Here is a 26,954-nt window from a genome sequence, read left to right on the forward strand (position 1 = left end):
GTACGCTTGGCTACTGGACGTTCATGCTCATTAGAAATTCGGCGTTGGTTTTGTTCTTGCTCATGTGACCCAGCAAAAACTCCATCGCATCAGTCGGACTCATGTCGTTCAAGACACGACGCAAGATGCACACGCGGCGGTATTCGTCCGGGTCCATCAGCATTTCTTCGCGACGCGTACCGCTGGCGTTGATGTCGATGGCAGGCCAGATGCGTCGATCGACCATGCGGCGATCGAGCACGATTTCCTGGTTACCGGTTCCTTTGAACTCTTCAAAGATGACGTCGTCCATGCGGCTACCGGTATCGACCAGGGCGGTGGCGATGATCGTCAGCGAGCCCCCTTCTTCGACCTTACGGGCCGAACCGAGGAATCGCTTCGGTCGCTGCAATGCGTTGGCATCCAAGCCGCCCGACAGAAGCTTGCCGGATGGTGGGCATTCGCTGTTCCAAGCACGCGCCAACCGGGTAATCGAGTCGAGGAAGATCACCACGTCGGTGCCGAACTCGACCATTCGCTTCGCCTTTTCGATCACCATTTCGGCGACCTGAACATGGCGGGATGGTGGTTCGTCGAACGTCGAGCTGATGACCTCGCAGTTGGGGCCTTTCACTTGGCGTTCCATGTCGGTGACTTCTTCCGGACGTTCGTCGATCAACAGCATGATGACGTACGCGTCGGGGTAATTCGCCAACACAGCCTTCGCCATGTTCTGCATCATGATCGTCTTACCGGCACGAGGCGGGCTGACAATCAGACCACGCTGACCGAAACCGATCGGCACGATCAGATCGATAATGCGGCCACTGACTTCTTCCGTCGCGGTTTCCATCCGGATCCGATCGTCGGGATGCAGCGGCGTCAGGTCATCGAAGAAGACCTTCTGGGCGGCGACGTTCGGATCTTGGTAGTTGACCGCTTCGACTCGCAGCAATGCGAAGTAACGTTCGTTTTCTTTGGGCGGACGGATCTGGCCGGTGACGATGTTGCCCGTCTTCAAACCGAACCGACGAATCTGGCTCGGCGAGACGTAAATATCGTCTGGGCACGAAAGATAGTGATAGTCGGGGCTACGCAGGAAGCCAAAGCCATCGGGAAGGATTTCGAGCGTCCCTTCGCCGTACATCAGGCCCGACATCTTCACGCGTTCCTTCAGGATACGGAAGATCAGGTCCTGGCGGCGCGAGCCCGATACGTCTTCAAGATTTTCTTTGCGAGCTTCTTCGATCAGCTCGGTCATCGACATCTTCTGCAGTTCGGCGATATGCACTTCGCTGTGCTTGAGTTGCTCGAACTGCTCGTCCTCTTCAACCGTTTCTCCGCGTTGTTTGCCTCGGGCGATCTGCTCTGCCAGCGACATCGGTTCGGGACCGTCGTCGTAGTGATTGTTGTTCCGCTTGGACGGTCCGCGCGAGTGGCGATGACCGTCGGAACCATGGTTCGAATTGGAATCAGAAGATTGGGGCGAATTGGACATTGGCTGAGTGGGTTGTTCCGAAGCGTTGCCGTCGGTTTCGGGCAAGATGCCAGCACCGAACGAGTTCCCGTCCTTCGAGACGCGGGAAGTTAGTTTGTTGCTCGTGGAATTCGAACTGTTATTGGAATTTCGGTTTGTCGTCGTGTTTCTGTGTGGCATAGGAGATCGTTCTCCGAGAGAAGTTTCCTGGGCCGGAACTGATAAAAGGAGCTCTCTTCAACCAACGAACCTGGACCGGTTTCCAAGGGAATCGGTTCATGAATTGGCTTGGATGGCGTGAACGAAGGACGCCGGCTGTTCCAGGAATGAGGAGGAGACTCTTTCGTTGTAGCAAATGGCCGGAAAGTTCGCGAGGCGATATTCGAAGGAATACCAGTCTTCGTAAATGGTTGAAATTTAAAGGGGTAACGATAATTCAGGCATCTTTTCCCGGAGGAAGGTTCTCGACCCCCACCTTTGTTTTAAGGTGGGTTTGATCGCCACTAAAAGATCGCCCTCAGTCCTAGCTCAATATGAGATGAAAAGGAAAATCTTTGGGGGAAGCTATCGCGGATTCCCGCGATGACCTGGCGGGGGGGCGACTTGCCGTTTCCAAAAGGCTTCGATCGCGGCTCGTAGCTGGGATAAGTCGTCGTTGTTCGGAATGACGATGTCGGCGAGATTCCGTTTGACCTCTAATTCTTCCTGCGCTGCCTCGCGAATGTCAAACTCATTTTCAGTCCACTTTCGCGCAAGTGCTCGTTGCAGCCGATGGGCGCGAGAGGAATCGATGAACAGGACATAGTCGCAGTGGCGAATCCAGCCCGCCTTAATCATTACCGGGGCATCTAACACGAATGCCGGGGCATCTTCTGCCATTGCATGCAAGCGGGCTGCTTCCAACAACGCCCCAATGCGGGGATGCGAAATCTTCTCGAGGTCGGCCAGTGCTTGCCGATGGTCGTCGGCATTACCAAACACCAGCCGGGCCAATTTGGGCCTCGAAACGTTTCCTTCTTCGTCAAAAACATCGTTGGAAAAGCGATCCCGAATCTGCTCTTTCACCTCGGGCATTTCGAGAACCTGATGCCCAGCTTTGTCGGCATCGAAGATCACCGCACCAAGTTGCCGCAACGCCTCGGTCGCGGCACTCTTGCCTGAGGCAATTCCCCCAAGGATACCGATTGTCTTCATTGCAGCATGCTTGCAGCTTCATGGCAGAGAAGCTGCCCTTAAGGGATTGAATCCCAAGAAGATATCTGGCCTTTTTTCCCTGCCAAAGTTTCTTGGGTGGACACTTACCCGCTGAAATCGACTGCCTCGCACTCGGCCCAGTTTTGGCCTGCCTCGACATCGACGACCAGCGGCACATCCAGTTCGACAGCTCCGGTCATCTCAGGAAGCATCAGCTTCACCAACGGTTCCACTTCTTCCGGGGGCGCCTCGAACACCAGTTCGTCGTGAATCTGCAGTAGTAATCGTGATTGCAGATCGGATCCGGCCAGTGCTCGATGGACCCGAATCATGGCCAGCTTGATGATATCCGCAGCCGAACCTTGGATCACCGAATTGACGGCGGTCCGTTCCGGCATCAGAAGCTGCCGGGCCATGCGATCTCGTTTCTGTGGCGAACGGACCCCTTCGATCTTACGCCGTCGTCCCAGGATCGTCTTCACGAAGCCATCGACGAAGCACTGCTTCAAGGTGTTCTCCATAAAGTCGTCGACGCCTGGGTATTTGCGGAAGTATGCATCAATGAAACCAAATGCTTCGTCCTTTTCGATGTCGAGGCTCTTGGCAAGGCCGAACGCACTTTGCCCGTAGACGATTCCAAAGTTGATTGCCTTGGCGCTGCGGCGTTCGTTGGAGGTGACTTCCTCTAACGGAATGCCGTAAACCTCCGACGCGACCTTGGCGTGAATGTCTTGATCGTTGTGATACGCCTCGCGGAGGGCTTCGTCTTTGCTGTAGTGAGCCAGCACACGCAGTTCGATCTGCGAGTAGTCGGCACACACCAACACCCAACCATCGCGGCTCGCTTTGAACGCCGAACGGATTTCCTTGCCTTCTTCCGTCCGGATCGGAATGTTCTGCAGGTTCGGTTCGTTCGAGCTCAAGCGACCGGTCGCGGCGACCACCTGGTTGAACGACGTGTGCACCAGATTCGTCTTCGGACAAATCATGTTCGGCAACGCATCGATGTAGGTGTTCTTCAGCTTCGCGTACTGACGGAAGTCGACGATCTTCTTCGGCAGCGGATCTTGCTTGGCGAGTTGCTCAAGAACTTCGGCATCGGTGGAAGCCCCTGTCTTAGTCTTCTTGATGACTGGCAGGCCCCGTTTCTCGAACAAGATCTCGGCAAGCTGCTTGGGGGAAGCAATGTTGAAAGGCTGCTCGGCGATCTTATAGATTTCCTGCTCGACCTCAGCCAGGCGTTCTCCGTACGAATCGCTCAAGCCTTTCAAGCGATCGGTATCGACACGAATGCCGTTGAATTCCATCTCGGCCAGGACATCAACCAAAGGAACTTCGACATCGTCGAACAGATCGTTCAGCCCCTCTTCGTCGAGACGCCCACCCAGGATTTCATACAGCCGCAAAGGAATATCGGCATCTTCGCAGGCATAGTACGAGATCTTTTCGAGCGGCACTTCACTCATCAAGATCTGCTTCTTGCCGGTGCCAATCAGCTCGCTGATTTTGACCGTTTCGTGCTGCAAATAGCGACGTGCCAGCTCGTCGAGTCCGTGCGATCGTGCGCCGGCTTCCAATAAGTAATGAGCGATCATTGTGTCGAAGTCGACGCCTGCCAGATCGATCCCCGCACCTCGGAAGACGATCTGATCGTACTTCAGGTTCTGCCCAACCTTCTTGATCGCTTGGTTTTCGAGCACCGGTCGCAAGATCTCGACGACCTCTTCCAGTGGCAAGCTCGCGTCTCCTTCCGGTGTTTGAATCGGAATGTACCGCGCGGTGCCAGGCTTCCAGCAAACCGAGATCCCCACCAGATCGGCCCAACGTGGATTGGTATGCGTTGTTTCGGTATCGACCGAGATCCGCGTTTGCTCGCCGAGAAGTTTGGCCAGTTCTTTCAACTGGTCGATCGTTTCGATCGCCTGATAATCGAGTGTTTCGCTTTCCAAAACACTTGCCGCGGGGACCGAACCTGGGCCGGCCGTGGTCAGGTTTTGAAGCTGCTTTGAAAGCGTGCGGAAACCGAATTCGTCGCACAACGCTTCGCAGGCCGGGCCATCGACCGGGCTGACCAGGTAGCTGGCCCAGTCCCATTCCAGCGGCACGTCGTTGCGAAGGCGAACCAGGTCTTTGCTGACCAATGCGAGTTCGCGACCGTTGGTGATATTCTCTTTTCGCTTCTTGCCCGAGATCTTGTCGACGTTATCGAGCACCTCTTCCAAAGTGCCGAACTGATTGAGCAAGTCTTTCGCGATCTTAGGACCAATCAACGGAATACCAGGTACGTTGTCGACCGCATCGCCCACCATCGCCTGGAAATCGACGACCTGATCAGGGCGGATGCCCCAGTCTTCCATCAAAGACTCGGCGGTGTAGAAGGCATCTTTCCGCACGTTGAACAGCCGTACGTTGTCGGTGATCAACTGGCGGCAGTCTTTGTCGGTCGTCACCAACGTGCAGCGGCCCCCCTTCTCTTCCACAACCTTCGCGGCGGCTGCCAGGATGTCGTCGGCTTCGAAACCAGGCTTGGCCAACACGGGGATATTCATCGCGTCGAGCATCCGTCGGATCGATTCGATCTGCGCAGGGAGTTCCTGCGGCATCTCGTCGCGGTTGGCTTTGTACTGATCGTAAAGTTCGTTGCGGAACGTGGGCCCAGAAAGATCAAACGCGCAGATCAGATAGTCCGGCTTCTTTTTTTCGAGCAGGAAGACCATGTCACGAGCAAACCCATACACCGCTGCGACCGGCTGACCGGCCGGCCCCGTCATGGGAGGGATGGCATGGAAGACCTGAAAGATAAGGGAGTGCGAATCGACCACCCACACCTCTTTGCCGGTCAGATCGTCCGGATCCCCAACTGGCTGAGCAACTACGGGCGGTGTCGGCGATTTTTCCGAAATTTCCTGAGCGTCGTCCGTGTCGAAACTAAGCGACGTCTGCCGCGTGCGATTTTTCATCATGTCTACTGCTGAAAGAGAAGCCGATGTCAGATCGGAAAGATCACCCTGCACGTAGATTATTGTGGAGTAACGAGTTACGAACAAGCAGCGTTGCGTTTTAACACACTTTGGTCCCTTGGTGCATTTTCAACATGACTCCCTGAAGGTGCGTTGCGAAAAATCACCATGAATAATTATTCCATCAATGCCATCAATCCATTGCGATGTAACGACTTACGAAAATTCCATTTCGTTGACTTCCCGGTTTTTGCCGTGTAGACTAACAATGCTGGCATAATACTGCTCAGTCACAACCCATCCACCTTCGCTAATCCGCAGCTCGGTTAACAATCGCTTAACCATCACGCCCAATTGAGAGCGTCTTACGTAGATTTTACGTAGTCCCTACCAACGGCCGGATTGGCATTTGCCCTAGCTTTGACTAATTTAGGCAAACTGGGGAGACCGTAATTCCTGGACTCGTCTCCCTACCACTTGTCGCCCGAAGGAGAATTCCGCACATGGCAGCCCGCGATAATCAAGGTCTTCAGATCGCCGTCATCTTGCTTGTCATGATGGTGGTTGGTTTGGGTATCACCACAGGCGTGTTCTATAACGCGAACCTGAAAGCCCAGACCGATGCCAAGGATGCAAACACGCGTGCTCAGTCGGAATCGAGCAAGGCTCGCGAGTACCTGCTGGAACGTAACCGTCTGAAGGTCATCATCGGTCATACCGAAGAAACGACCATGGAAGAAGTCGAAACCCAGTTCACCAGCGACGTTAATTCGTTCGTCGCCGATGAAAACGGTACCGCTCCTGATGCCCAGGCCCTGAACTACCGCAAGATCCCGGTCGAGCTTCGCAACAAGTACTCGACTCTGGAACAACAGTTGGCTTCCGCTCGCGAAACGGTCAATGCCCTGCAGGCCGAACGTGACACCATCCGCCAGACCGCCGATGCCAACGTTGCCAAGGCAATCTCGGAAAAGAACTCGGCCGAAGATCGTCTCCAGAAGTTGACCGCCGAATACAACACCTCGCGTCAGGCTCTCCAGGATGACCAAAAGAAGGTGTTGGCCTCGAAGCAAGCTATCGAAGGCCAGGTCGCTCAGGTGACCGCCAAGTTCACCCAGGAAAAGAAGGTGATGGACAAGGAAAAGGGAGACCTCGAAAAGCTGGTGGAAGGCTTGAAGAAGGTTAACCAGGACTTCCAGCCTCAGATCACCGATCGTCCAGACGGCAAGGTTGTCTGGTCGAACCAGCGAGAACAGACCGTCTGGATCAACCTCGGTTCGCAAGACTTGCTGCGTCCTCAGATGACTTTCAGCGTCTTCCCAGTCGGTCAGGAAAACCTGGCGGGTATCGATCCTAAGGCCACGATCGAAGTCACCAAGATTCACGATCGTCACCAGGCCGAAGCTCGTATCACCAACTTCGATGTTTCGAACCCAGTGATGCCTGGCGATACCATCTTCACCCCAACCTGGACTCCAGGACGTCCAGAGAAGTTCGCAATCGTCGGTTTCATCGACATCGATGGCGACGACAAGGACGACTCGGAAATGCTGCGTGGTATCATCGAAACGGCTGGCGGCGTGGTCTCGGCTTACGTCGACGAAACCGGCAGCATCAAGGGTGCGTTGACCCCAGACATTCGTTACCTGATCCTCGGCGAACGCCCAACCGAAAAGACTTCGGAAGGCGGCCTCGCAGCTTACTCGCAGATGAACGAAGCTGCCCGAGCCAACGGTATCCAGGCCATCCGCGTCGACCAGTTCATCGACTGGGCCGGCTATGTCGGAGCCGAAGAATTGGTTCGCTTGAATGCCGCCTCGAAGCTGGAAGAGCTCGAAGCTCAGGCCGAAAAGGAAAAGGCTGGCTTCCAGAAGCGTCGTCCAAGTGGCAACAGCGCTTTCTAAGCTGCCGATCTTCAATCAGCAAAACGGGAAAGGCCGAGAACATGTTCTCGGCTTTTTTCATGCGCGGTCTGCCTTGATCCACCGGCACTCCCATCGGCTGGGTCGATGAGCAAAAGCATCGAATCGCTCTCCCCTTCAGGCCGCGAGAGCGACTATAACCTACTCCGTTCGTTATTGGTTTCATCTCACCAAGGCACAAGGAAGTCCAACACATGATTGTCACGACAGCCAACGATATCGCCGGCTACGAAATCGTCGAATACCTCGGAGTCGTTCGCGGCATCATCGTTCGCTCGACGGGGATTGCCCGTGGGTTTGTCGGTGGGATCCGCTCGATCGCAGGCGGCAATATCCCCGAATACGTCGCCGTGTGTGAAGAAGCCCGCGGCCATGCTTATCAACTGCTGATCGAGCACGCGGAACAAGTTGGCGCCGATGGCATCATCGCCATGCGTTACGACGGCAGCGAATTCATGCAGGGATCGACCGAAGTGTTGGCCTACGGAACGGCCGTAAAGATCCGTCCCATCGCTGGTTAAACAACGAGTGACTCTTCTTGCTTCCGATTTTTATCGGCTGCCATCGCCTGTTGCCACAGATGGTAGCCAAAGAAGATCTCGCCCAGCTTGCAAATCTCGCCGTGCAGGTCGTGGAACTTCTCCAACTGCATGGCCGAGATCAGCAAGCGAGGATCGACGAACAGACTAGCTGGGTGAGCCAGTTGCAGTTCGCGGCTCACCTTACGGAGCAACGTCGTCTCGTTGGTGTTCAACTCGTGTCGCCGACAGAGATCCCAGAACAATCGCTGAGGGTTGTCCAGGTTCCATGCAAAGTCGTTGTCCTGCCAACGCGTTAAAGCCCAGATGAGCGAAGCGACGGTCAGAACCGAGAGTCCCAGCACGAATAAGTGGGGAATATTCAAGTGAGCCGACTCGGCACGGAAGTGATCTCCCATCGCCGTGAAGTCGGCTTCGCGGTCGGCCAAGAGAACCAAGTTCCAGAGGGCTGTCATAGGTTCGTTCCTTATGTCTTCAGACGACCTTCGCCCGGAGACGATTCGGTCGTGGGAGGAACGAACTTGTTGCCAGCAATCTTTCGCAGGCTCTCTTCCGCATTTTCGCGAACTCGCACGTTACGATCGAGCATCGCGTTTCGGAGTGCGTTCACCGCGGTGGACGACGAACAGTGGCCCAGCAGCTTGGCCGCTTCGGCTCGCAGAAAATAGTCGTCGTGCTGCATCGCCTTGATCAAATCAGGTTCCATATCGATGTGATTTTCCATCACATCAATCACCTTCAAGGCTCGCATGCGGCGATAAGAAGCGTCACTGGTTAGCTCTGCCGCTAACAACCGCTGGGTATTCACATCGATACCACGCACCAGGCGTCCGTTGTTCTTTTGGGCGTCGGGGCTCATCTTATCGAAAGCGGCCAGATACCGAGGGAAATTGAACTCGGCCAGCGCTTTGCGAACCGTGTCTTGCACGATAAGCTGTGGGCTATCGAGATGCTGCAGCAACAGCTTGATTGCCCCAGGAATGCCACGTGGACGAAGCTGACGCAACGCTTCGGCCCGGACTGCAGAGTTCCGATCGCTGACCGCTTCCAGAATAAGCTCGTTGGTCTTGGGATCGACGTAACTGGCCAACTCTTCCAAAGCCGCGAGGCGACCGCTGGCGTGACTGGAATGGGCCATGATGATCAGCAGATCGTAGAGTCGATCGCTGCCAATCGATGTCGACATCGACATATGAACCGCTGCCGCTTGTTGCAAGCCATTCAGCTTATCCAGTACGTGGCTATGTTCTTCCGCCCAGGCAACCTTCGTCAGTCGAGAGAGGTTACGCCGGATGGTATCGTTCATCGATCCTTGAGCCCGCGTGGTCAGTTCGGCAATGAATGCCGGATCGTGTCGCAAACCGATGATATTCAGCACCGGGCCGGCAGGGTGCATATCGGTGAGCGAGCTGAGGACCAGTTCGATGATCTCAGGTCGTGAGCTATGCCGCAGGAAGCGAATGATCGCCGAGTGAGCCGGGTGGCGAGGGTTATTCCAAGCCTCTCGCAGCAATTGATTCTCGCGCGTGACGAGAACCAGAAACGCTTCCAGAATCGGTAGCGATTCGTGTTGTTCGTAGTGACGAATGCAATCCCCGAGGGAATCGATCGCCCGGCTGCGTACCGACTCGACGTTGGCCTGGATGCCGTCGTCCCGCAATTTCTTACGAAGGTTCGCGGCCAGGTTCACCAGCGTATTGCCCGCTGGATCGCGGAATGCATGCCCTGAATCTCGTACGATGACGGCCAGCGAAGGAATGAGTTCGAACTCTGGTACCTGGTCAAGGATCTCTAGTGCCAGAGTGAATTGTTCGTTGTCGTTCGATTGAATGAGCTCGCGAAGTGCGATCTCGAGCGAGATGCCAGAAAGCTCGATCCAGCTCCGTTGAACTGGCGTGAAATTACGCCATCGCTGTACCAGAGCTCGTTGCGCAACAGCATGCCGCTGCTCAAGTAAAGCCGATAAGGCTGCTTCTCGAACATCGGTATAAGGAGAGTCGAGCGCGTCAACCAACACCGGAACCACTGCATGGTTATCCGTATTGGCTAACAGCTGAAAGGTTTTTTCGATTCCCGAAGGCACGCTTCAATTCCCGCTGCACATCTAATTCCATTTCGGCGCAAGCTGCCCCGCAGGGCGTCTGCGACTACATGAAAATCTAGGCCTCACCACGTTGATCGGCCGGGAGAATCGAAGTGATTTCGGGAACCGTGGGACAAAAAGAGCCTACGACCGTTACAAACGGAACGATAACGCTGGTCCTGGAAGGGGGAATGGGCAGGATCGAACCATCGCGAACCCCCTAAGTGAGGAGAGCTACCGATTCCCTAGTATTATCGAGGATCCTAACCCCTTAGATATTGAACTGGCGGAGAATCAGGTCACACACGTCGGTGTCGGCGATCGGGGTCTCGGGATAGACACCTTTCTGGTTCGACAGCAGTACGCCGCGCTGGGCATCGGACTGGGCCGGTGCACCATGCGAGCCTTTGACGAGCGTCGCATCGAGCGGAATCGACTTGGTCGCCATGTCGACATGCAGTTCAACCGGGTCGTAACCAGGCTTGCGATGGATGTCGACGGTGCGAGCAAACTTCGGCGCGGCCGCATCGTCGAGCCAGTAATAATAAGCCTGCCAACTGTTGGCGGACGACACCAGAATGACGTCGCCGCTATTGGCATGCTCCAGGAAGTACTTGCCACGATCGCTGCCAGCCAGGACCTCTGCAATGCCTTCGGTTCCCTGGAATAGCTCGACAACCTTTTGAATGGTCGCTTCGTCGGCATCTTTCACATAGACGTGCGAAACCTGGTGATCCGCCACCGCGAAGGCGCTGCTGCCGGGGTAGTCGATCGTTTCCCCTTCTTCGCCGCTGTTCACCTGCAACAGTCCTGCTTCTCGCAGCACGCGGTTCGGGTAGGCCACGTGATCGACTGGAACGATCGTATATTCGCTGGCGACCAGGATCAGCACTTCTTCGCCGTAGGCTTCTTTCAAGCCGGCGAACATCTCGCCCAGCACGGCATCGAGTTCCGCGACCGATTTCATGGCCGCCTCGCTGTCGGGGCCCAACTTCTGGGCCTGGTAGTCGAGGTGCGGCAAGTAGATGTAGAAGAAGTTTGGCTTGTGTTTCTTGGCGGTCAGCACGGCCGTGTCCGAGATCCATATGGTCGATGGAATCGAAGCCAATGGCCCCCAGAAGAACTTGAGCGGGAAGTGACCATATTCGGCCAGCAAGTCCCCGTAGTATTCGGTTGGTCGGGTATAGCACCACAACGATTCGCTGCCGTCCGGGTTATGCACCGGGGCTGGCATGCAGACGTAATCGGCTTTGCAGCGTTTGCTCAACATCGGGAACCAGACAGCCGAAGTTAGGTCCGCGTTGTGCTTCTTCAAGATATCCCAGATCTGGGGCTGCTCGATGGCCTCGTTACCCATCGTCCACAGTTCGACTTCTCCCTTGGCTCGGTCGTACCAACCGTTGGCCACCACACCATGATCGACCGGCAAGGTACCGGTCATGATGTTGGTTTCCACCGAAAGGGTCACGGCCGGAAAGCTTGGTACCAAGGTCGCCTTGTCGCCATCTTGCGTCAGTGCCTTCAGGTTTGGCATGTGGGCGACGTCGGAGGCTCGCAGGCCTGGGATCGAAAGGAGTACGACGTTGTCGGCCATGAGAATGTGCTCGCAGAGATGGGGGCAGGAACGAAGTGCAAAAGGCGATCAAGTCACTCTAACCGGAGACGCCATGCGAGAAAACCGGGGCAACTTGCCACTGCCGTATGTGCTTTGGAATAAGAGACCGCGACTAAATTAGCGGCTTCAGAAAGTCGTACGACTTTTGGGCCATGTTCGGCCCATCGTGGCTGTGGCGACTCAACTCGACGTTCACCGGGCCTTGGTAGTCGATCTCTTTCAAAGCCTGGAAGATCGGCGGGAAATCGATTTCGCCATCACCGAAGGGTAGGTGCTCGTGCACCCCGGCCTTCATGTCTTCAATATGAATGTTCACAATCCGATCACCATATCGCCGCAGGTAGTCCGCGATCGGGGTTTCCCCCTGACAATGGAGGTGGCCGATATCAATGGTCAACTGGAAGTTGGTCGCATCGATCCGCTGCTGCAATTGATCGAACTTCGCCATCGTATCGATGAACATGCCTGGCTCGGGTTCAAAGCCAAGCGTCACCTCGCGTTCGGCGGCGTAGTCGAGGACTGGCTCGAGCGACGCGACCAGGCGATCCATGGCGACCTCTTCCGAGACATCGTCCAACAGTCGCCCAGACCAGACCGACACGCAGTCGCTTTTGAGTGTCTGGGCGGTATCAATACAGTGCCGCATGAATTCGTAACGAAGGTCCCGACCTTTGGCATCAGGGCTGACGAATGTGGGCTCGTGCTTGACACGTGGGTTCAGCAGGAAGCGGGCACCGGTCTCGATAACCGAACGCATCTTCGCTTCGTCCAGAACTTTGGCCAACAGATCGACCTGGCGAGTTGCCAGATAGGTATTACCGAAGGGGGTCAACGTCAGATGATCGATCGTCAACGCGATGGCCGAGTATCCGATCTCGGATAAGATCTCTACGGCATCGAAAGGATCGTGATGCGCGAGTCCATTCGTGTTGTATCCCAGGATCATCCCCAATGGTACCTTCGGCCTTTTGGTGTCGCTGTTACTTCAGTCCGGCTTGTTCTGCGTGTTGCTGGAAAGGCAGTTGCCGGGTGGTGATTAGGTTGAATACATCCAACGCCGCAGCCCCAGCATGGGAACCAGCAAGGCGACAATCGAAACCGCCCAGATCGTTCCACATACAGCCAGGGTAATTGCCGCGTTGAAAAAAATCAGCGACAAGATCGCCTGTTTGATCGTCGTTTGCACATTTTCGGGAACCGGCGTCATGATGGCGATCACCACGCGTCGGATTAAGGACAGACTTAATAATACCAAAATGCCTGCCAAGCCGAATGCCTGAGATCGGTCGACATCGACAATCGAGGGCTGCACGAACGGCAAAACGGCCAGCATCAGGATGCCCGCCAGCATCAACCCGGCCCCCAAAATCAGCATCGGGCGGCTGCTTTCGGTCGCTTCCGTCCGGGCAAACCAGGTCACCCCGACGATATACAGACCAATCCCGCCGGCAAACATCAGTTGTCCCAGATCAAAGCTCAGCAGTTGAGGCCAGTCTTCCAGGGGCAATCCCTTGGCCAGGCTCATTCCGAGCAAGATATTGAAAAAGCGGCATGCCCCCATCATCCAGGGAGCCAGAAAGGTCCGCTTCAGGACGGCATCGTAAGCAACCACGCAAACCGACAGAGCCAGGGCCACGACCCCGCCTCGCCAAGGAATCGCAGCGTAGTCGACGTAAACATAGCCCCCCAGCAGCGCGACCAGGCAGCCCACAAGCAACATGCCATAGCCCGCCAGCATCGCCGTCTGGGGAGCGATCGCCCCGGAAGGAATGGGCCGATTGGGTCGCTGTTGGGCGTCGATGTCTCGGTCGTAATAGTCGTTCAGCACCATACCGGCCGAGTAAATCAAACTCGAGGCCAGCACCAGGCACACGAAGATCGCCGGGGCGTTCAGATTGGCAATGCCCAGGTTCGAAAACGCCGAGACGATGAAAAAACCGGCGAAGATATCGGCCCAAGCCGTGAATAGATTCGGAAGTCGACACAGTTTTCCGAAAGCCAACCAGGGGGAGTCGACAGAGGATTCAGTTTGGCTCGAATCGTCCAAGGGGCATCTCTCGAAAGCTCGTTCGGCGCGTCAGGATTAGGCTGCGATTGTACGATTTTCGCCCTTTATCGTCGAGAACTGGCGACCGGGGAATAAATCGAAAAGAGAGGGAGGAATAAAAAGAACCCCGCGCCGGGCGATGACGCGGGGTTCTGCGTTGGAAAAGGAGGGGAAGTCAGGAGACTTCTTAGGCACTCTTCGTTTCAGGCATCTTGAAAAGCTTTTCACGGCCTTCAACGATTTCGCGAGTGATCGAGTAGTTGGAACCTGGTTCCTGTTCTGGCAGGTCAAACATGATGTCGAGCATGACCGATTCGATGATCGAACGCAGACCACGAGCACCGGTTCCCTTGGCCAAGGCCCGCTGGGCGATGGCTTCGATCGCTTCGTCGGTGAACTGCAGCTCGGCGTTTTCCATCTCGAACAGCGTTTGGTACTGCTTGATCAGGGCGTTCTTTGGCTGCGTCAACACGCTCTTGAGAGCTGGCAGATCGAGTGGTTCCAGCGAAGCGACCATTGGCAAACGACCGACCAGTTCCGGAATCAAACCGAATTCCAGGACGTCGTCGCTGGTGACGTTTCGCATCAGTTCGGCAGCATCTGCTTCCGACTTGAAGCCCGAGGACTGACCGAAGCCAATGCTCTTGCGGCCCATGCGGCGACGCACGATGTCTTCGATACCGACGAACGTACCACCACAGATAAACAGGATGTTGCTCGTGTCGATCTGGATGTACTGCTGCTCTGGATGCTTACGACCACCTTGTGGTGGAACGTTGGCGACGGTGCCTTCCAGCATCTTCAGCAAAGCCTGCTGCACACCTTCGCCCGACACGTCACGGGTGATCGAAACGTTGTTGGAGGTCTTGCCGATCTTGTCGATTTCGTCGATGTACAGAATGCCTCGCTGGGCAGCTTCGACGTCGAAGTCGGCAGCGTGCAGCAGTTTCAGCAGCAGGTTTTCGACGTCTTCACCCACGTAACCAGCTTCGGTCAGCGTGGTGGCATCGCCGATGGCGAAAGGAACGTTCAGGATACGTGCCAGGGTACGAGCCAGCAGCGTCTTACCGCTACCAGTAGGACCTACCAGCATGATGTTGGACTTTTCGATTTCAACGTCGGAACCTTCGTGACCGACGACCAGTCGCTTGTAGTGGTTATGAACCGCGACCGAGAGGACCTTCTTCGCCCCATCCTGACCAATGACATACTCGTCGAGGTTGGCCATGATTTCACGAGGGCTGGGGATCTTGTTGAAGAGCTTGTTACCGGCGCCACGGCGTCGGTTCTCTTTTTCCAGGATCTCTTTGCACAGGTCGATGCACTCGCCGCAAATGTACACGTTATTGTAAACGTCGCCTGGGCCCTCGACCAAAGGACCAACTTCGCGATAGTTGCGACGACAGAACGAGCAGAATGCATTTTTCTTGTTGGTGCTGTTGTGCCGGGATCCACCAACGTCATTACCTGCGGGCATGAATTAACTCCTTTCGGCTTCGCTTGGAACAGCGTCTGGCAGTGGGCTTGGGACCTTGAGTCAATCTCTTGATGCAATGCCGGCCAGGGCTGTTAAAATTTCCACGTGCTGCTCGACTGGCCATGGCTTATCGAAGCCGTTTGGCCTGGGGGCATCCTTGTCCGCAAGAAGTTCGAGCCGTATTCTTCAGCCGCAGTAGCTGCTTCTATTCGTGCAACTCTCTACGCTGATACCGCTTCGCATGGGCGAAGAGAGAGTCGACTAGCAACTCTCGTTGGTTGGCCTCCCAGGCACCACACCTCGCATTACGAAACGATGTTTTGGTTTGTGCGATTGTCTTTCGCAAAACCAGACAAATTCACCTTAATCCGCCTTGCTGGCATCTTCGGCAAAAACGGGTTCCGCTTCTTCCGAAACTGTTGCTGGCTCTTGGATTCTGGCTTTGATGTCCGTCTTTATCTTTCGGAATTCCTCGTCCGATAGCTCACCCCGTGAATGCATTTCGCGGAACTTTGATAGCATCCCATCGGGTCCTTGTTGGTCGTCGTCCGAGTATTCGCGCCATTTTCTCACAAGGTGGAACGTTAGTGCCAATCCTAGGATGCATATCGCTAGTAGGAATACTGCGAATGCTAACTGCAGGTAGTACTTTTCCATCGCGGTACGGCAGAGGTTGAATCGACAAGGTTTTCCTACCAGGCAAATACAACCGAACCGCCCGGAGTCTCTCAATCCTCCATTATTTCCATTATCGCGTGCGACGTCCAATGATTCGCCCGGAATGCTCAGCCCGATCGGCAAATTGACAGCACCCTTTTCAGGGCGATAGGCTTAATACAGACGTATCCTCTTATTCAAGCATCATTTAGGGCAACAGGCATGGCACGCGAAGCAACCGTTCAAAAGATCTGCGATGTGGGCGTCGTCGCGGTCATTCGCGCGGACAATGGGGAAATCCTGGCGGACGTCACCCAGGCACTCGTCGACGGAGGTGTCACGGCGATCGAAGTTACCTTCACCGTGCCCAAGGCTCACAAGGTGCTTGAATACGTCGCCGACCGCTTCGGTGACCAGATTCAGCTCGGTGCTGGCACCGTGCTCGATCCAGAAACGGCACGCATTGCCATTCTGGCCGGTGCCGAGTTCATCGTTTCTCCCATCGTCGATCCGCGAACGATCGAGATGAGTCATCGTTACGACAAAGCGATGATGCCAGGAGCTTTGACACCGACGGAAGTCGTTCAGGCATGGCAAGCAGGGGCCGACGTCGTCAAGATCTTCCCATCTGACCTGACCGGTCCTGACTATCTGAAGGCCTTGAAGGGTCCCCTACCCCAAGTGCGCATGATGCCAACAGGCGGTGTGAACCTCGATACGGCCGAATCGTTCCTGAAGGCAGGTGCCTGTTCGCTGGGAATTGGCGGCTCGCTGGTCGAGAAGTCGGCCGTCAGCAGCGGCAATATGGATCGCATCCGAGATCTTGCAAGTCAGTACGTCGAGATCGTCCAGCGATTCCGTGCTCAATAGTTGTTCCGCTGGATGCTCGGGGCTACGATAAATCGAAGTGCTGACTTCCTCGCTCGTACTCTTCGTGTAGCTGACACCCGATGCCCATTACGTTTGAATGCCCCAACTGTGGAACCAGGATGAAAGTCCTGGATCAATATGCGGGGCAAACTGGGCCATGTGCTGTCTGTGCGAAGACGATCAGCATTCCTGAACCTTCGGACAACAAGAATGCCCGATCTGGACAAAGCTCTGACGACAATCGCGACCGTGGCGTCGAGCTGGGAACGCTGATCGGCATTCTGGGAGTCGCCGTCGTTTCCTTTTCGGTGCTCTTTCTACTGGCAGTATTGATCTTTCGCGTGGGTCTGCCGGCGATCGCCCAGATGCGAACCGATGCTCGCAACAAGGCCAACCAGCAGCAAATTGCCAAGTTGATCAACGCCTTGAACGCGTACCACGACACGCATGGCACCTTCCCCCCGGCCTACTTCCTGGACGAGAAAGGGAAGCCAGCCCATTCCTGGCGGGTCATGATCCTGCCAGAACTCGGCTATCAGCATCTGTACGACCAGTACAAATTCGACGAGGCCTGGAATTCGGCTCATAACGTCAACGTCACGATGCAGATGCCGTCAGTCTTTCGTGCGTTCGACGAAACTTCCGCCAACAACACAATCACCCACTTTGCCGCCGTCGTCGGAAATCGTTCGATCTTCCCCCGCGACAAGTCCGTTGGGCGTGCCCAAGCACTCGATGACCCGGAGGGTATCCTCACGATTGTCGAGGTGAATGGAATCGGTCTCGACTGGACCGATCCGACAAACAACTACGATATCGATTCGCCTCAGGGAACGATGATCATTCGCACCGACCCCAACGCGCCAGCATCGACGCTCAGCGGCAATGTCGGCATGCTGAACGGGGACACTTACCACTTCCACGAGAACACTTCTCCTGTTCGTCTGCAGGCCTTAGCCACTCGTAGCGGCAGCGAACCGCTCGATATCGACCTGAGCACTTTGACCATGCCATGACGGCACGGCCTCGCCGATTGTTACGAACGATACGACCGGTACAAATTGCCAGCCTTCGCTGACGCGTACCATATGGGCGACCCCGTCAAGCGGCCTTCCCGAACAACCGATAGATTCTCTGTCGCGTCCTCTATCGTTCAAAGGGTCATTCATGTTCAGCAATCCACGTATGCTCGCAGCCACGGCTGGCGTATTAGCATCGATGCTGGCATCCGGCCCTGGCATGCTATCAGCACAGCAAGCGCAGCCAGCTCGGCCGTCCCAAGACAAGGGAGAGCCGGTCGTAATTCGTCAGACCGAGTTCGGCATCCCTTACCAGGTCGATGCCCCCAATACGACGCCTGAAGTTCAACTGATGGTCTCGAACGATCAAGGCGTGAACTGGGTGGGCTACCAACGCCAGTCGTCTCGGCAAGATCGCTTCGTGTTTCAAGCCAGCAGCGATGGCGAATACTGGTTCGCCATTCGGACCTTCGACAATTCGGGACGGCCCACGAATGCTTCGCCGGTGATGAAACCGGAACTCAAAGTGGCGATCGATACCCAGACGCCGGTCATCAACCTGGAAGTCGAGGCCCTGGACAGCGGCGAAGTCATCGCCAAGTGGACGGTCCGCGATAAGGCGATCGATGCGAGCCAGATTCGACTGAGCTATCAGACTTCGCAGCAAAGCCCTTTCCAGCAAGTTCAGATCGACCCCAGTCAGGCCTATCAGGCCAATGGAATCATTGCAGGCGAAACCCGCTGGTTTCCGATCGCGACCGACCGCGTGATGCTGGTTCGACTCGATGCGAACGACAAAGCAGGCAACGTTGGTTTCTCGCAGCAATCGGTCGCGGTTCCATTGGTCGCCCAGCGACCTCGCTGGAATGGCGTTTCCCGACCGCTGCCGGGGCAGGATGGCCAGCCTTCCAATCCTCTGGCAGGCGGCAACGTTCCGGTCGATCCATTCCAACAACGACGTGTCGACATGCCACCACCACCGTCGCAGTCGATTCCATGGCCAACCGATAACGCAGTGCCTCGCCCGCAAACTCCAGCGGCCGGCAACCTGGCCGCGGCTCCGCAGCAACCGGCACCACCAGCCGCTGGCGGAAATGGCCTGGCTCCGATTCCATCGGGCATGCCAGATCGATTCCGTCCGGCGAGCATGAAGATGGAACCTCCGGTTGCCAACTCGGGCCAGCCATCGGCACCTCAGCCTACGCAGCCCGCGATGGTTGGCCTGCCGCCAGGCGTCGTGCCGCAATCGATCAATCAGAAGACGTTCGCCTTGAACTACGGTGTCGATACGGTCGGTCCTTCAGGGATCGGTCAGATCGAACTGTGGGTCACGCGAAACGGGGGCGAAACCTGGGAACCAGGCGGTATCGATCCTGACCGCGAAAGTCCCTTCGATGTTGAAGTTCAAGCCGAAGGCATCTACGGCTTCCGGATCGTCGTCGAAGGTGGCAATGGTTTGACTGGTCGCCGCCCCCAAGCGGGTGACCTGGCCGATATCTGGGTGAATGTTGACCTGACGAAACCGGTCGCCACGCTGACCAACGTTGTCTATGGCGAAGGGCCTCATGTCGGGCACCTCGATATCAACTGGACCAGCAGCGATGCGAACTTGACCGAACGGCCGATTTCGCTGTTCTACTCGTCGTCGGTGAATGGCCCCTGGAAGCCGATTGCCCAAGAAATCGCGAACTCCGGCAAATACGTCTGGAAGATTACGCCGGAAGTCCCCGCCGACATCTACCTGAAGGTCGAATCGCAGGACAAGGCCGGCAACATTGGCGAATTCATTCTGAAACGGGCCATCGCCAACGATGGACTCGTTCCACGGGGGCAAATTCGCTCGATCCAGCCGCGAAACAACCAGCCGGAACAAGCCGCCATGCCGGTCACCGTCCGCTAGGTCGCCGGTAGCCAATCGGTGCCAGACCGGGTAACTTGGTGCCATGGCAAATACGGTTCATGCTTTCGACTTTCTGGACGCCGAGGAAACGACGATTCCTTCGGTCTGCATTGTTTTCGGACGCGACGCCTTCTTGCGCGGACTGGCCACCGAGAAGGTTCGCCAGGCAGTCTTGGGGGCTGATACCGATGTTCCTTACGGCAAGCTTGCCGGCAACACCGTGACATGGGTCGATGTCGCCGATGAAGTCTCGACCGTCAGCTTGTTCGGCAGTTCCGGTCGCCGCCTTGCCGTGGTGGAAGACGCCGATCCATTCGTCAGCCGTTACCGCGACGAACTAGAAAACTTTCTCGAGAAGAAACGTCCAGGCGGCGTGCTGGTTCTTCAGGTCGAGAAGTGGGCCGCCAACACGCGTCTCTACAAAAAGTGCGACGCGACCGGTCTTCAGATTCAATGCAATCCACCTGAGAAGAAGTCGGGCAAGAAGACCTCGCTCGACTACGATGCCCTGGCCAAGTGGTTTGTGCGGCGTGCCAAGGTCGAACACGATGCCAAGTTGAACGTCGGCGCAGCGAACCTGTTGGTCGAGATGCTCGGCACGGAACTCGGTTTGATCGATCAAGAGATCGCCCGGCTCGCATTGTTTGTCGATATCCATCAACCGATCGACGAAGCGCTCGTTACCGAACAAGTGCATGGTGGCCAGTTGCAAGAGATCTGGCACCTGGTCGATGCGGCCGTCGAAGGGAAGACGGCGGATGCCTTGCTGCAACTCGACCGATTGTTCCAAGCCGGTGAGAAACCTCAGAAGCTGTACGGTCAGATCGCCTGGAGCCTGCGACGTTTTGCTGCCGCCACGCGTATCTATCAACGGGCACGTCGCCGCGGTGATGCCGTCAGCCTGCGAGATGCCTTGAAGGAAGCAGGCTTCCCGAACTGGCCCAAGGCGTTGGAAGAAGCCCAGCGTCGTCTATTGGCCCTGGGGCAAATTCGCGGGGGGCGACTCTACCGCCAACTGCTGGAGCTGGATCTCTCCCTGAAGGGAAGCCACTCGCACGAAACTCGTGGCCGACTGGCCTTAGAGAAGCTGGTGGTTTCGTTCTCGAAGGCCCTCGATCCACCGCGAGCTAGCAACGCTCGGTAGCGGATCGCCGCGTGCTATCACTGCTCGAAGATTCACCGATCGGTATCTCTTGCTTCAAACTTGAGGTTTTCCTACTATCCGCCGGACCGTTTCTTGGAAGAAGGCTTGCGCAAGCGCGCCAACAACGGAAGCCCGAGCGAATGATGTCGAAGATTTACCTTCCCTGTATCGTACTGCTAAGCGTTCTGCTGACTGGCTGCATGAGCGGTTGGAACCGGGGCGCCAAAGAATCCAGCTCGTTGAACAGCTACCTAGACCATCAAGCCGCCACCAAAGCGCGCCCAATGTCGACCAAGCCGGCCGGCATGGAAGAGAAGCCTCCGGAAAAGAATATTCTGGTCGAGTCGGAAAGCAGCGATGTTTCCCTCGGCAAGAAGCTGGCGGCACGTCTGGCGGAAGCCGATCAGCAGCAGCCACCATCAACAGAAGCCAAGAAACCAGCCTCCTATGCTGCTCGCGTCGCCGCGTTGACTCTTCCGGAAGCGGACAAGCAGCAGATTCTGACCGAGTTCGCCTCGGCCAACGATTCGCAGTGGGAAGAACTGCTTTCCAAGCTCGAACCAGTCTTCGGCCCGAAGACTGAAACCAAGATCGCTCAGCAGGCACCGCCTCCGGCCAAGAGCGAGGATATGGTGCAGAAGTATGCCACAAAGCTGGTCCAGCAGCACCTCGCCAGTGGCAGCGTGCCACAGCCGGCGACCAATGCCGAAGAAGGCCCAAAGCGTTTGCCTTCCACGAACATGCATCAAGACACCTCGCACTTAGCCCAGGTCGATCCTGATTTGTATCCCAAAACGATCGATCTCGAGCGTGGAAAGACGATGCCCGGAGCACGTCAGCCGGTCGCTCTGGAAGCCGCAAACCACCGGGATGCAGGAGTCCAACTGGCTGCCCATGTCACGGAAGTCGATGCCGGCAGCGAAGGGCTTTACCCGGAAGACGTCCAGATTGTCGCCTACAACCAGATGCGTAACGACACGAAAAGTCTGCCAGACAAGATGGCGGGGCCCAAAAAGAAGCCCGCCGAAGAGGAGTCGGTCAGCAACCTGACCAAGGACGAATACCGCGTGATGCAGATCTTATGGGAACGAGGTCAGGTTTCGCTCGAAGCGTTGCACAAAGATTACCTCGCCCAGTTCGGTCCGGAACAGTCGCGGACTTCGCCGAACCCAATTGCGATGAGCCTCGACGAACTGCATGCCATCCTCTTCGATTTGAAGGGACGTGGATGGATTGCGGACACGCGTCGTGGCAACACGGTTGCCTACTGGGCTTCCCGCAACCAGCCTGAATCAAGCAGCGGCGACTGGGAGAAACTAGTTTCGGATTCGATCCAGCAACTTCAACAGGTCGCCGGTGACAGCCGACTCTCCGAAGAAGAACGAACGATCGCCCAGCTTCGCTTGCGAATGCTGTACCTGGTCGCCGATCGCAAGTCGGACGCCTTAGAGAAGGTCGAAGGCTTGAGCCCTGAAGAACAAGAGGTCTGGAGCAACACGCTGTTTGGCCTGGCCGACTATATGCAAGTCGAAGAGATCCCGGTCGAACGACGCCATAGCCTTGCCTTGGGATCGTTCCGCCGCGTGATGTCGCACCTGGAAGCCGCCAGCCCATTGGAACTGAAGAATCTCGAGTTCATCCAAAGCGTCGACAGCTTTGGCCAGTTCAAGCCTTTCCCTTCGCACGACTTCCAACCCCAACAGGAAGTGCTACTGTACGTCGAAGTCGACAACTTCTCGAGCCGCGACAACGGTGGCAAGTTTGAAACGACGCTACAAAGCAACTACGAAATCTACGATCAGGCCGGGCGTCGAATCGATGCTCGCCAGTTCCCGGAAGTGAAAGACAGTTGCCGCGTTCGTCGCCGCGACTTCTACGTTCCTTACCGGCTTTACATGCCCGAGAACATCACGCCTGGTTCATATCGTTTAGAATTGACGGTTCGCGATCCTGCCTCCGACAAGTTCGGGCAGTCATCGATCGACTTCCGTATCAAGTAGGGACGAGGTATGACCACATACGACGTTGCGGTGATCGGAATCGGCGGCGTCGGAAGTTCGGCGCTGTACCATTTGGCGAAGAGTGGTGCCCGTGTGATCGGTCTCGACCGGTTCGCACCTCCGCATTCGCTGGGTAGCTCGCACGGCCAAACCCGGGTGATTCGGATGGCCTACTTCGAGCACCCAGACTATGTCCCCCTGCTCCGTCAGTCGTACCAGGCCTGGTACGAATTAGAAGCGGCCAGCGGCCGCACGCTTTACTTCCCGACCGGTGTCTTGCAGATCGGTCCCGAATCAGGCGAAGTGATTGCCGGCGTCCGCAAAAGTGCCGAGCAGCATCAACTGGCGATCGACTCGTTTTCGCACGAAGAGATCTCGAAGGCATTTCCCGGCCTGGTTCCACCCGAGAACTGTGTCGGCCTCCTCGAGCGCAACGCTGGCTATCTGCTGGTGTCCGAGTGCATCGATGCCTACCTGAAATTGGCCGTTCAACTTGGTGCCGAGATGGCGACCAATTGCCCGGTTCATGCCTGGGATAAGGAAGCGGACGAGTTCGTCCTACAGACCGCCTCCGGGCCAACCCACGCGAAGCAGTTGGTGGTTTGCGGAGGGGCATGGGCGCAACAACTGCTCGCCGACTTAAACGTCCCGCTGACGATCTTCCGCAAGCAGCTTTACTGGTTTGACAATCAGGTTCCGCATTACACCACCGAGGCTTCATTCCCGGTGTTTCTCTTCGAAACGGCGCATGGGATCTATTATGGATTTCCTCAGATCGATGCGCAGGGTGTGAAGCTGGCCCGGCACGATGGAGGCGAAACGATCGCTTCTGCGCAAGCCCATTCGCAGACCGAAGACATCGCCGATCGTCAATCGGTCGAAGAGTTCGTGCAAACCTGCATGCCGCAGCTTTCGAGGAACCTGACACGCCATGCGGCCTGCATGTATACGATGACACCCGACCAACACTTCCTGGTTGGCTCGCATCCGGAGCAATCGGGCCTGCATTTCGCGGCAGGGCTCTCGGGACACGGATTCAAGTTTGCGTCTGCCTTGGGGCAGATTCTTTGCGACCTGGCCACGACCGGCCAAACGGCCTCGCCGATCGGCTTTCTTTCGCCAAACCGATTCTCGTAATTCGGCCCCCGCGCTCGTAACGACAACCTAGAGTTGCTTACACGTCTTATTGCGCCACAGCGCAGACCTCGGACAATCGTCACAACCGCTGCAATCTGCACTCGGAAGTCATCATGAGCCAGCTTCAGTTGCCTCGTCAGGCCCAACAATATATTCAATTGCTTCGCGCTCAATGGAAGCTGTGGGTCCCGGTGGCCGTTGGTTGTTTCCTGCTGGCCGCTACCTATGCGTTGATCAAGCCAGATGAATGGAAGGCGACCCAGTCGGTCGTTCTGCGTGACGAAGCCGCCGGTCAGCTCAGCGGCCAGGGACGTTTCGACAGCAACGATACCCTGAAAGCAGCGCAGGAAATGGTGGTCGAAGTGGCCCGTAACCAGGCCGTCCTGGAAGCCACATTGCAAAAGGTCGGCCCTGCTCCGAATCATTCCAGCCATGGCACCTGGCCATCGCTTAGCGATATCGAAAGTCTCCGCAAGAACGTTTCGGTCAGCCCACCCAACGGCGCCGAGTTCGGCACGACCGAAGTTTTGCATCTGTCGGTCGTGTCCGACAATCGCGAACGAGCCATTCAGTTGACCTCGGCGCTTTGCACAGAACTCGACAAGGCCCTGAAGGACATTCGTAATAGACGTGCCGATAGCGTGATCGATGAATTGAAAGATGCCGAGAAACTTGCTCAGCAGGAACTTGATAAGTCGACATTAGCGTTGAAGGCTCAAGAAACCCAAGTCGGTAGCGATCTGGGTGAACTTCGCAGCCTGAACGATGCCACCTCAGGCGATGGCAATCTGCGAAACTCGTGGAACCAAATCAAGCAGCAGATCCGCGATGGCGAATCGGATCTCGCCAAGCTTCAGGAACAACTCAAGATCCTGCAGGAAGCCCAAAGCGACCCTGAACAATTGATCGCGACGCCTAACGCATTGCTCGAAAGCCAGCCTGCCCTCCGTCGCTTGAAAGATGGCCTGGTCGACGCTCAACTTCGCACGTCGCAGCTGATGGGCAAGATGAGCAAGGACCATCCGCAGGTGCAATCGGCGATGGCTTCCGAAGAAGAAGTGCGTAACAAACTACGTGACGAGCTTTCGATCGCGGTCCGTGGCGTTCAAGCCGACATCAAGCTTCAGCAGACCCAGATCAAGTCGATCAGTTCGCAGGAAGAAGATGTCCGTAAACGCCTCGATGCGTTGGCTTCGATTCGTGCGACCTACGCCAACCTGGTTGCTGACGTTGAGAAATGCTCGCAGGTGCTTCGCGCCGCTCACGAACAACTGGCCGACGCGAAGGCGAATAAACTCGCTTCGGAAACTTCGAGCCTGATTACTCGCATCGACTTGCCAACGACCGGCGAAAACCCGCTGGGACCTGGCAAGACCGTCATCGCCGGCACCGGCTTGTTGGGTGGGCTGGCACTGGGCATTGGCCTGGTGGTCTTGTTGGCTCCGCCAGAAAACGGTCAGGGTCGCCGCTGGACCGATCGTTTGTGGGGACGTCGCTCGACCGACACCACGACGCCTGCCGGTGGTGATCGCCGTGCAGGGAGTGCACCTCCTCAACAGGCTCCTCCAGCGCAGAATGCCAATGGAGCTTCTCGCGGACGCCGAGCCACCGATCAGGTTCCTCAGGCAACCTATCCCGAAATCGACCGACGCAGCGGCCTCGATCGCCGTGGTGTGCCAACGCCAGACGATCGCCGAGCGAAATAAAAAAGCCAGTCGCGATTGCAACTGGCTTTCATGGTGAAACAAATCTGTCGGGGCGATAGTTATTTACCCTGGAAGTCGGCTGGCTTCAGCCCTTTCTGGAACGCGTTGAAGCCATAGAAGCTTGGCTCGTAATCGCCCACGATCGTCACATCGAGATCGGGCGTGATCTTGTCTTCCAAGCCCACCAGGTCATAAGCCGCGTTCACGATCAAGCGGCGTCCATCTTCGTTGACGAAGTCGATCGCACTTCCAAACGTGCTGCAGACCGACGTCCCTTGCTTGCCACCTTCCCACTGGTAAGGCATCGTCCAGACGATTGGCATCATGGGATCGTTCTTGGCACCTTCCAGCGGCTTGTCTTCTGGCTTCATCCCGGTTAGCACGGCACCGTACATCAGCACCTTGGCATCGTCGGGCAACGAACGAATCCCATAGACATCGGTCGGTCCCCAGACATCGTCGACACCACTGAGGATTGGATTGTCTTTCTCGGCTTCGTTGATCACACCCCGGGTACTTTCTCCCTTGTGGCGGCCATGATGGTTCACCCAGGTTTCGCCCAGCACCTTCTTGCCAAAGCCGCCGTTGTTGCTCCAACTGTAGTTGCCGAACTTGGCGTCCTTCGGAATGTTGAACGCATGGGTGGAAGTGCGGATACCAATGATCGGCTTGCCAGCCTTCAGGTAGTCGTCCAAGATCTGCATGTCGGCTTCCGGCAAGTTTCGGAAACGCGTCATCAAGATGCAAAGGTCAGCATCCTTCAGCGCTTCCATGCCAGGAATGTTGGTCTGGTTGTTGGGATCGATGGTGCCATCTTCCGGGTTGATCGCAAACAAGACGGTGCACTGAAAGCCGTGATGCTGCGACAAGATCTTCGCCAGCATCGGCAACGCTTCTTCCGAACGATATTCTTCGTCACCACTGATCAGAACGATCTTCTTCCCTTTGCCGTGACCTTCGCCGCCGTCGAAAGAAAGCACCGACTCGTTCGCCGAGACCATCGAACAGGGCAGAATCACCATCGCGATCAGAGCAGTCCACAGATTCCTGGCAATCATTGAGAAATTCCTGGTGGGGATTGGGGAGGTGGGAAGTTGTGAGTCCCTTCGTTTATAATCGAAACCGAGGCTCAATGCACCGTTTGGCCAGTGGCAATTCGGGCGAAAAACTCGATCCCTGCCCCCATCCCTCCCCAACCTGCTCTTCCCCGAAGGTTTCCGCATGAATC

19 protein-coding genes are annotated in these 26,954 nt (G+C 56.3%); 9 read left to right on the forward strand and 10 right to left on the reverse strand.

Features of this window, described 5'->3' with window-relative positions:
• Positions 1–10: 10 nt before the first annotated feature.
• The 3 genes from rho to polA all read right to left on the reverse strand — a co-directional run bounded on the left by rho (position 11) and on the right by polA (position 5,613).
• A complete protein-coding gene (gene rho, locus AB1L30_RS17140; RefSeq protein ID WP_345090843.1) occupies positions 11–1,270 on the reverse strand; it encodes a transcription termination factor Rho in 1,260 nt (419 codons plus the stop codon).
• 750 nt (positions 1,271–2,020) lie between these two features.
• The gene (coaE, locus tag AB1L30_RS17145) at positions 2,021–2,650 is read right to left on the reverse strand and encodes a dephospho-CoA kinase (RefSeq protein ID WP_367014626.1); all 630 of its coding nucleotides are present in this window, start codon (positions 2,648–2,650) and stop codon (positions 2,021–2,023) included.
• A 104-nt stretch (positions 2,651–2,754) separates the two neighbouring features.
• Positions 2,755–5,613: a DNA polymerase I gene (gene polA / locus AB1L30_RS17150; protein ID WP_367014627.1), complete on the reverse strand. Its 2,859-nt coding sequence runs from the start codon at positions 5,611–5,613 to the stop codon at positions 2,755–2,757.
• A gap of 500 nt (positions 5,614–6,113) precedes the next feature.
• Here polA and AB1L30_RS17155 point away from each other — a divergent pair, with 500 nt between their 5' ends.
• Together AB1L30_RS17155 and AB1L30_RS17160 are read left to right on the forward strand one after the other, a co-directional pair.
• Positions 6,114–7,514, forward strand: coding sequence for a hypothetical protein (locus AB1L30_RS17155; protein ID WP_367014628.1), 1,401 nt, complete (start codon positions 6,114–6,116; stop codon positions 7,512–7,514).
• Positions 7,515–7,726: 212 nt separating this feature from the next.
• Positions 7,727–8,053, forward strand: coding sequence for a YbjQ family protein (locus AB1L30_RS17160; RefSeq protein WP_367014629.1), 327 nt, complete (start codon positions 7,727–7,729; stop codon positions 8,051–8,053).
• Here the strand turns inward: AB1L30_RS17160 and AB1L30_RS17165 are convergent.
• From AB1L30_RS17165 to clpX, 6 genes are all read right to left on the reverse strand, one after another.
• Complete coding sequence (locus AB1L30_RS17165; protein WP_367014630.1) at positions 8,050–8,526, reverse strand: hypothetical protein; 477 nt, start codon at positions 8,524–8,526, stop codon at positions 8,050–8,052. The two genes, AB1L30_RS17160 and AB1L30_RS17165, sit on opposite strands and share 4 nt — an antisense overlap.
• A gap of 11 nt (positions 8,527–8,537) precedes the next feature.
• Positions 8,538–10,154 carry a HEAT repeat domain-containing protein gene (locus AB1L30_RS17170; protein ID WP_367014631.1) on the reverse strand — a complete coding sequence of 539 codons (1,617 nt, stop codon included), beginning with the start codon at positions 10,152–10,154 and terminating at the stop codon, positions 8,538–8,540.
• Positions 10,155–10,425: 271 nt separating this feature from the next.
• Complete coding sequence (locus tag AB1L30_RS17175; RefSeq protein WP_367014632.1) at positions 10,426–11,748, reverse strand: nucleotide pyrophosphatase/phosphodiesterase family protein; 1,323 nt, start codon at positions 11,746–11,748, stop codon at positions 10,426–10,428.
• A 133-nt stretch (positions 11,749–11,881) separates the two neighbouring features.
• Complete coding sequence (locus AB1L30_RS17180; RefSeq protein ID WP_367014633.1) at positions 11,882–12,715, reverse strand: sugar phosphate isomerase/epimerase family protein; 834 nt, start codon at positions 12,713–12,715, stop codon at positions 11,882–11,884.
• A gap of 90 nt (positions 12,716–12,805) precedes the next feature.
• Positions 12,806–13,771, reverse strand: coding sequence for a UbiA family prenyltransferase (locus tag AB1L30_RS17185; protein WP_367014634.1), 966 nt, complete (start codon positions 13,769–13,771; stop codon positions 12,806–12,808).
• A gap of 232 nt (positions 13,772–14,003) precedes the next feature.
• Positions 14,004–15,293 (reverse strand): ATP-dependent Clp protease ATP-binding subunit ClpX, encoded by a 1,290-nt coding sequence (gene clpX, locus AB1L30_RS17190; RefSeq protein WP_367014635.1) that lies wholly within the window; start codon positions 15,291–15,293, stop codon positions 14,004–14,006.
• 879 nt (positions 15,294–16,172) lie between these two features.
• Here clpX and eda point away from each other — a divergent pair.
• From eda to AB1L30_RS17225, 7 genes are all read left to right on the forward strand, one after another.
• Positions 16,173–16,820 (forward strand): bifunctional 4-hydroxy-2-oxoglutarate aldolase/2-dehydro-3-deoxy-phosphogluconate aldolase, encoded by a 648-nt coding sequence (gene eda, locus AB1L30_RS17195; protein WP_367014636.1) that lies wholly within the window; start codon positions 16,173–16,175, stop codon positions 16,818–16,820.
• Positions 16,821–16,939: 119 nt separating this feature from the next.
• Positions 16,940–17,836, forward strand: coding sequence for a DUF1559 domain-containing protein (locus AB1L30_RS17200; RefSeq protein WP_367014637.1), 897 nt, complete (start codon positions 16,940–16,942; stop codon positions 17,834–17,836).
• A 151-nt stretch (positions 17,837–17,987) separates the two neighbouring features.
• The gene (locus AB1L30_RS17205; RefSeq protein ID WP_367014638.1) at positions 17,988–19,739 is read left to right on the forward strand and encodes a hypothetical protein; all 1,752 of its coding nucleotides are present in this window, start codon (positions 17,988–17,990) and stop codon (positions 19,737–19,739) included.
• A 43-nt stretch (positions 19,740–19,782) separates the two neighbouring features.
• Positions 19,783–20,883: a DNA polymerase III subunit delta gene (gene holA / locus AB1L30_RS17210; RefSeq protein ID WP_367014639.1), complete on the forward strand. Its 1,101-nt coding sequence runs from the start codon at positions 19,783–19,785 to the stop codon at positions 20,881–20,883.
• Between the two features lie 140 nt (positions 20,884–21,023).
• Positions 21,024–22,883 carry a hypothetical protein gene (locus AB1L30_RS17215; RefSeq protein WP_367014640.1) on the forward strand — a complete coding sequence of 620 codons (1,860 nt, stop codon included), beginning with the start codon at positions 21,024–21,026 and terminating at the stop codon, positions 22,881–22,883.
• 9 nt (positions 22,884–22,892) lie between these two features.
• Positions 22,893–24,020, forward strand: coding sequence for an N-methyl-L-tryptophan oxidase (gene solA / locus AB1L30_RS17220; RefSeq protein ID WP_367014641.1), 1,128 nt, complete (start codon positions 22,893–22,895; stop codon positions 24,018–24,020).
• Between the two features lie 113 nt (positions 24,021–24,133).
• Entirely contained in the window at positions 24,134–25,726 is a 1,593-nt protein-coding gene (locus AB1L30_RS17225; RefSeq protein ID WP_367014642.1) for a Wzz/FepE/Etk N-terminal domain-containing protein, read from the forward strand.
• Positions 25,727–25,785: 59 nt separating this feature from the next.
• On the opposite strand, the gene AB1L30_RS17230 is transcribed toward AB1L30_RS17225, so the two are convergent.
• Positions 25,786–26,784 (reverse strand): hypothetical protein, encoded by a 999-nt coding sequence (locus AB1L30_RS17230; protein WP_367014643.1) that lies wholly within the window; start codon positions 26,782–26,784, stop codon positions 25,786–25,788.
• Positions 26,785–26,954 lie beyond the last annotated feature (170 nt).

The organism is Bremerella sp. JC817, assembly GCF_040718835.1.
Lineage (GTDB): Bacteria > Planctomycetota > Planctomycetia > Pirellulales > Pirellulaceae > Bremerella.

What these genes read in the sequence shown, in the direction of transcription:
- AB1L30_RS17215 (WP_367014640.1), top strand. Translation starts at nt 21,024, where the DNA reads ATGATGTCGAAGATTTACCTTCCCTGTATCGTACTGCTAAGCGTTCTG.
- AB1L30_RS17225 (WP_367014642.1), top strand. Translation starts at nt 24,134, where the DNA reads ATGAGCCAGCTTCAGTTGCCTCGTCAGGCCCAACAATATATTCAATTG.
- AB1L30_RS17160 (WP_367014629.1), top strand. Translation starts at nt 7,727, where the DNA reads ATGATTGTCACGACAGCCAACGATATCGCCGGCTACGAAATCGTCGAA.
- polA (WP_367014627.1), bottom strand. Translation starts at nt 5,613, where the DNA reads ATGATGAAAAATCGCACGCGGCAGACGTCGCTTAGTTTCGACACGGAC.
- eda (WP_367014636.1), top strand. Translation starts at nt 16,173, where the DNA reads ATGGCACGCGAAGCAACCGTTCAAAAGATCTGCGATGTGGGCGTCGTC.
- AB1L30_RS17205 (WP_367014638.1), top strand. Translation starts at nt 17,988, where the DNA reads ATGTTCAGCAATCCACGTATGCTCGCAGCCACGGCTGGCGTATTAGCA.
- AB1L30_RS17165 (WP_367014630.1), bottom strand. Translation starts at nt 8,526, where the DNA reads ATGACAGCCCTCTGGAACTTGGTTCTCTTGGCCGACCGCGAAGCCGAC.
- AB1L30_RS17180 (WP_367014633.1), bottom strand. Translation starts at nt 12,715, where the DNA reads ATGATCCTGGGATACAACACGAATGGACTCGCGCATCACGATCCTTTC.
- solA (WP_367014641.1), top strand. Translation starts at nt 22,893, where the DNA reads ATGACCACATACGACGTTGCGGTGATCGGAATCGGCGGCGTCGGAAGT.
- AB1L30_RS17155 (WP_367014628.1), top strand. Translation starts at nt 6,114, where the DNA reads ATGGCAGCCCGCGATAATCAAGGTCTTCAGATCGCCGTCATCTTGCTT.
- coaE (WP_367014626.1), bottom strand. Translation starts at nt 2,650, where the DNA reads ATGAAGACAATCGGTATCCTTGGGGGAATTGCCTCAGGCAAGAGTGCC.
- holA (WP_367014639.1), top strand. Translation starts at nt 19,783, where the DNA reads ATGGCAAATACGGTTCATGCTTTCGACTTTCTGGACGCCGAGGAAACG.
- clpX (WP_367014635.1), bottom strand. Translation starts at nt 15,293, where the DNA reads ATGCCCGCAGGTAATGACGTTGGTGGATCCCGGCACAACAGCACCAAC.
- AB1L30_RS17230 (WP_367014643.1), bottom strand. Translation starts at nt 26,784, where the DNA reads ATGATTGCCAGGAATCTGTGGACTGCTCTGATCGCGATGGTGATTCTG.
- AB1L30_RS17200 (WP_367014637.1), top strand. Translation starts at nt 16,940, where the DNA reads ATGAAAGTCCTGGATCAATATGCGGGGCAAACTGGGCCATGTGCTGTC.
- AB1L30_RS17175 (WP_367014632.1), bottom strand. Translation starts at nt 11,748, where the DNA reads ATGGCCGACAACGTCGTACTCCTTTCGATCCCAGGCCTGCGAGCCTCC.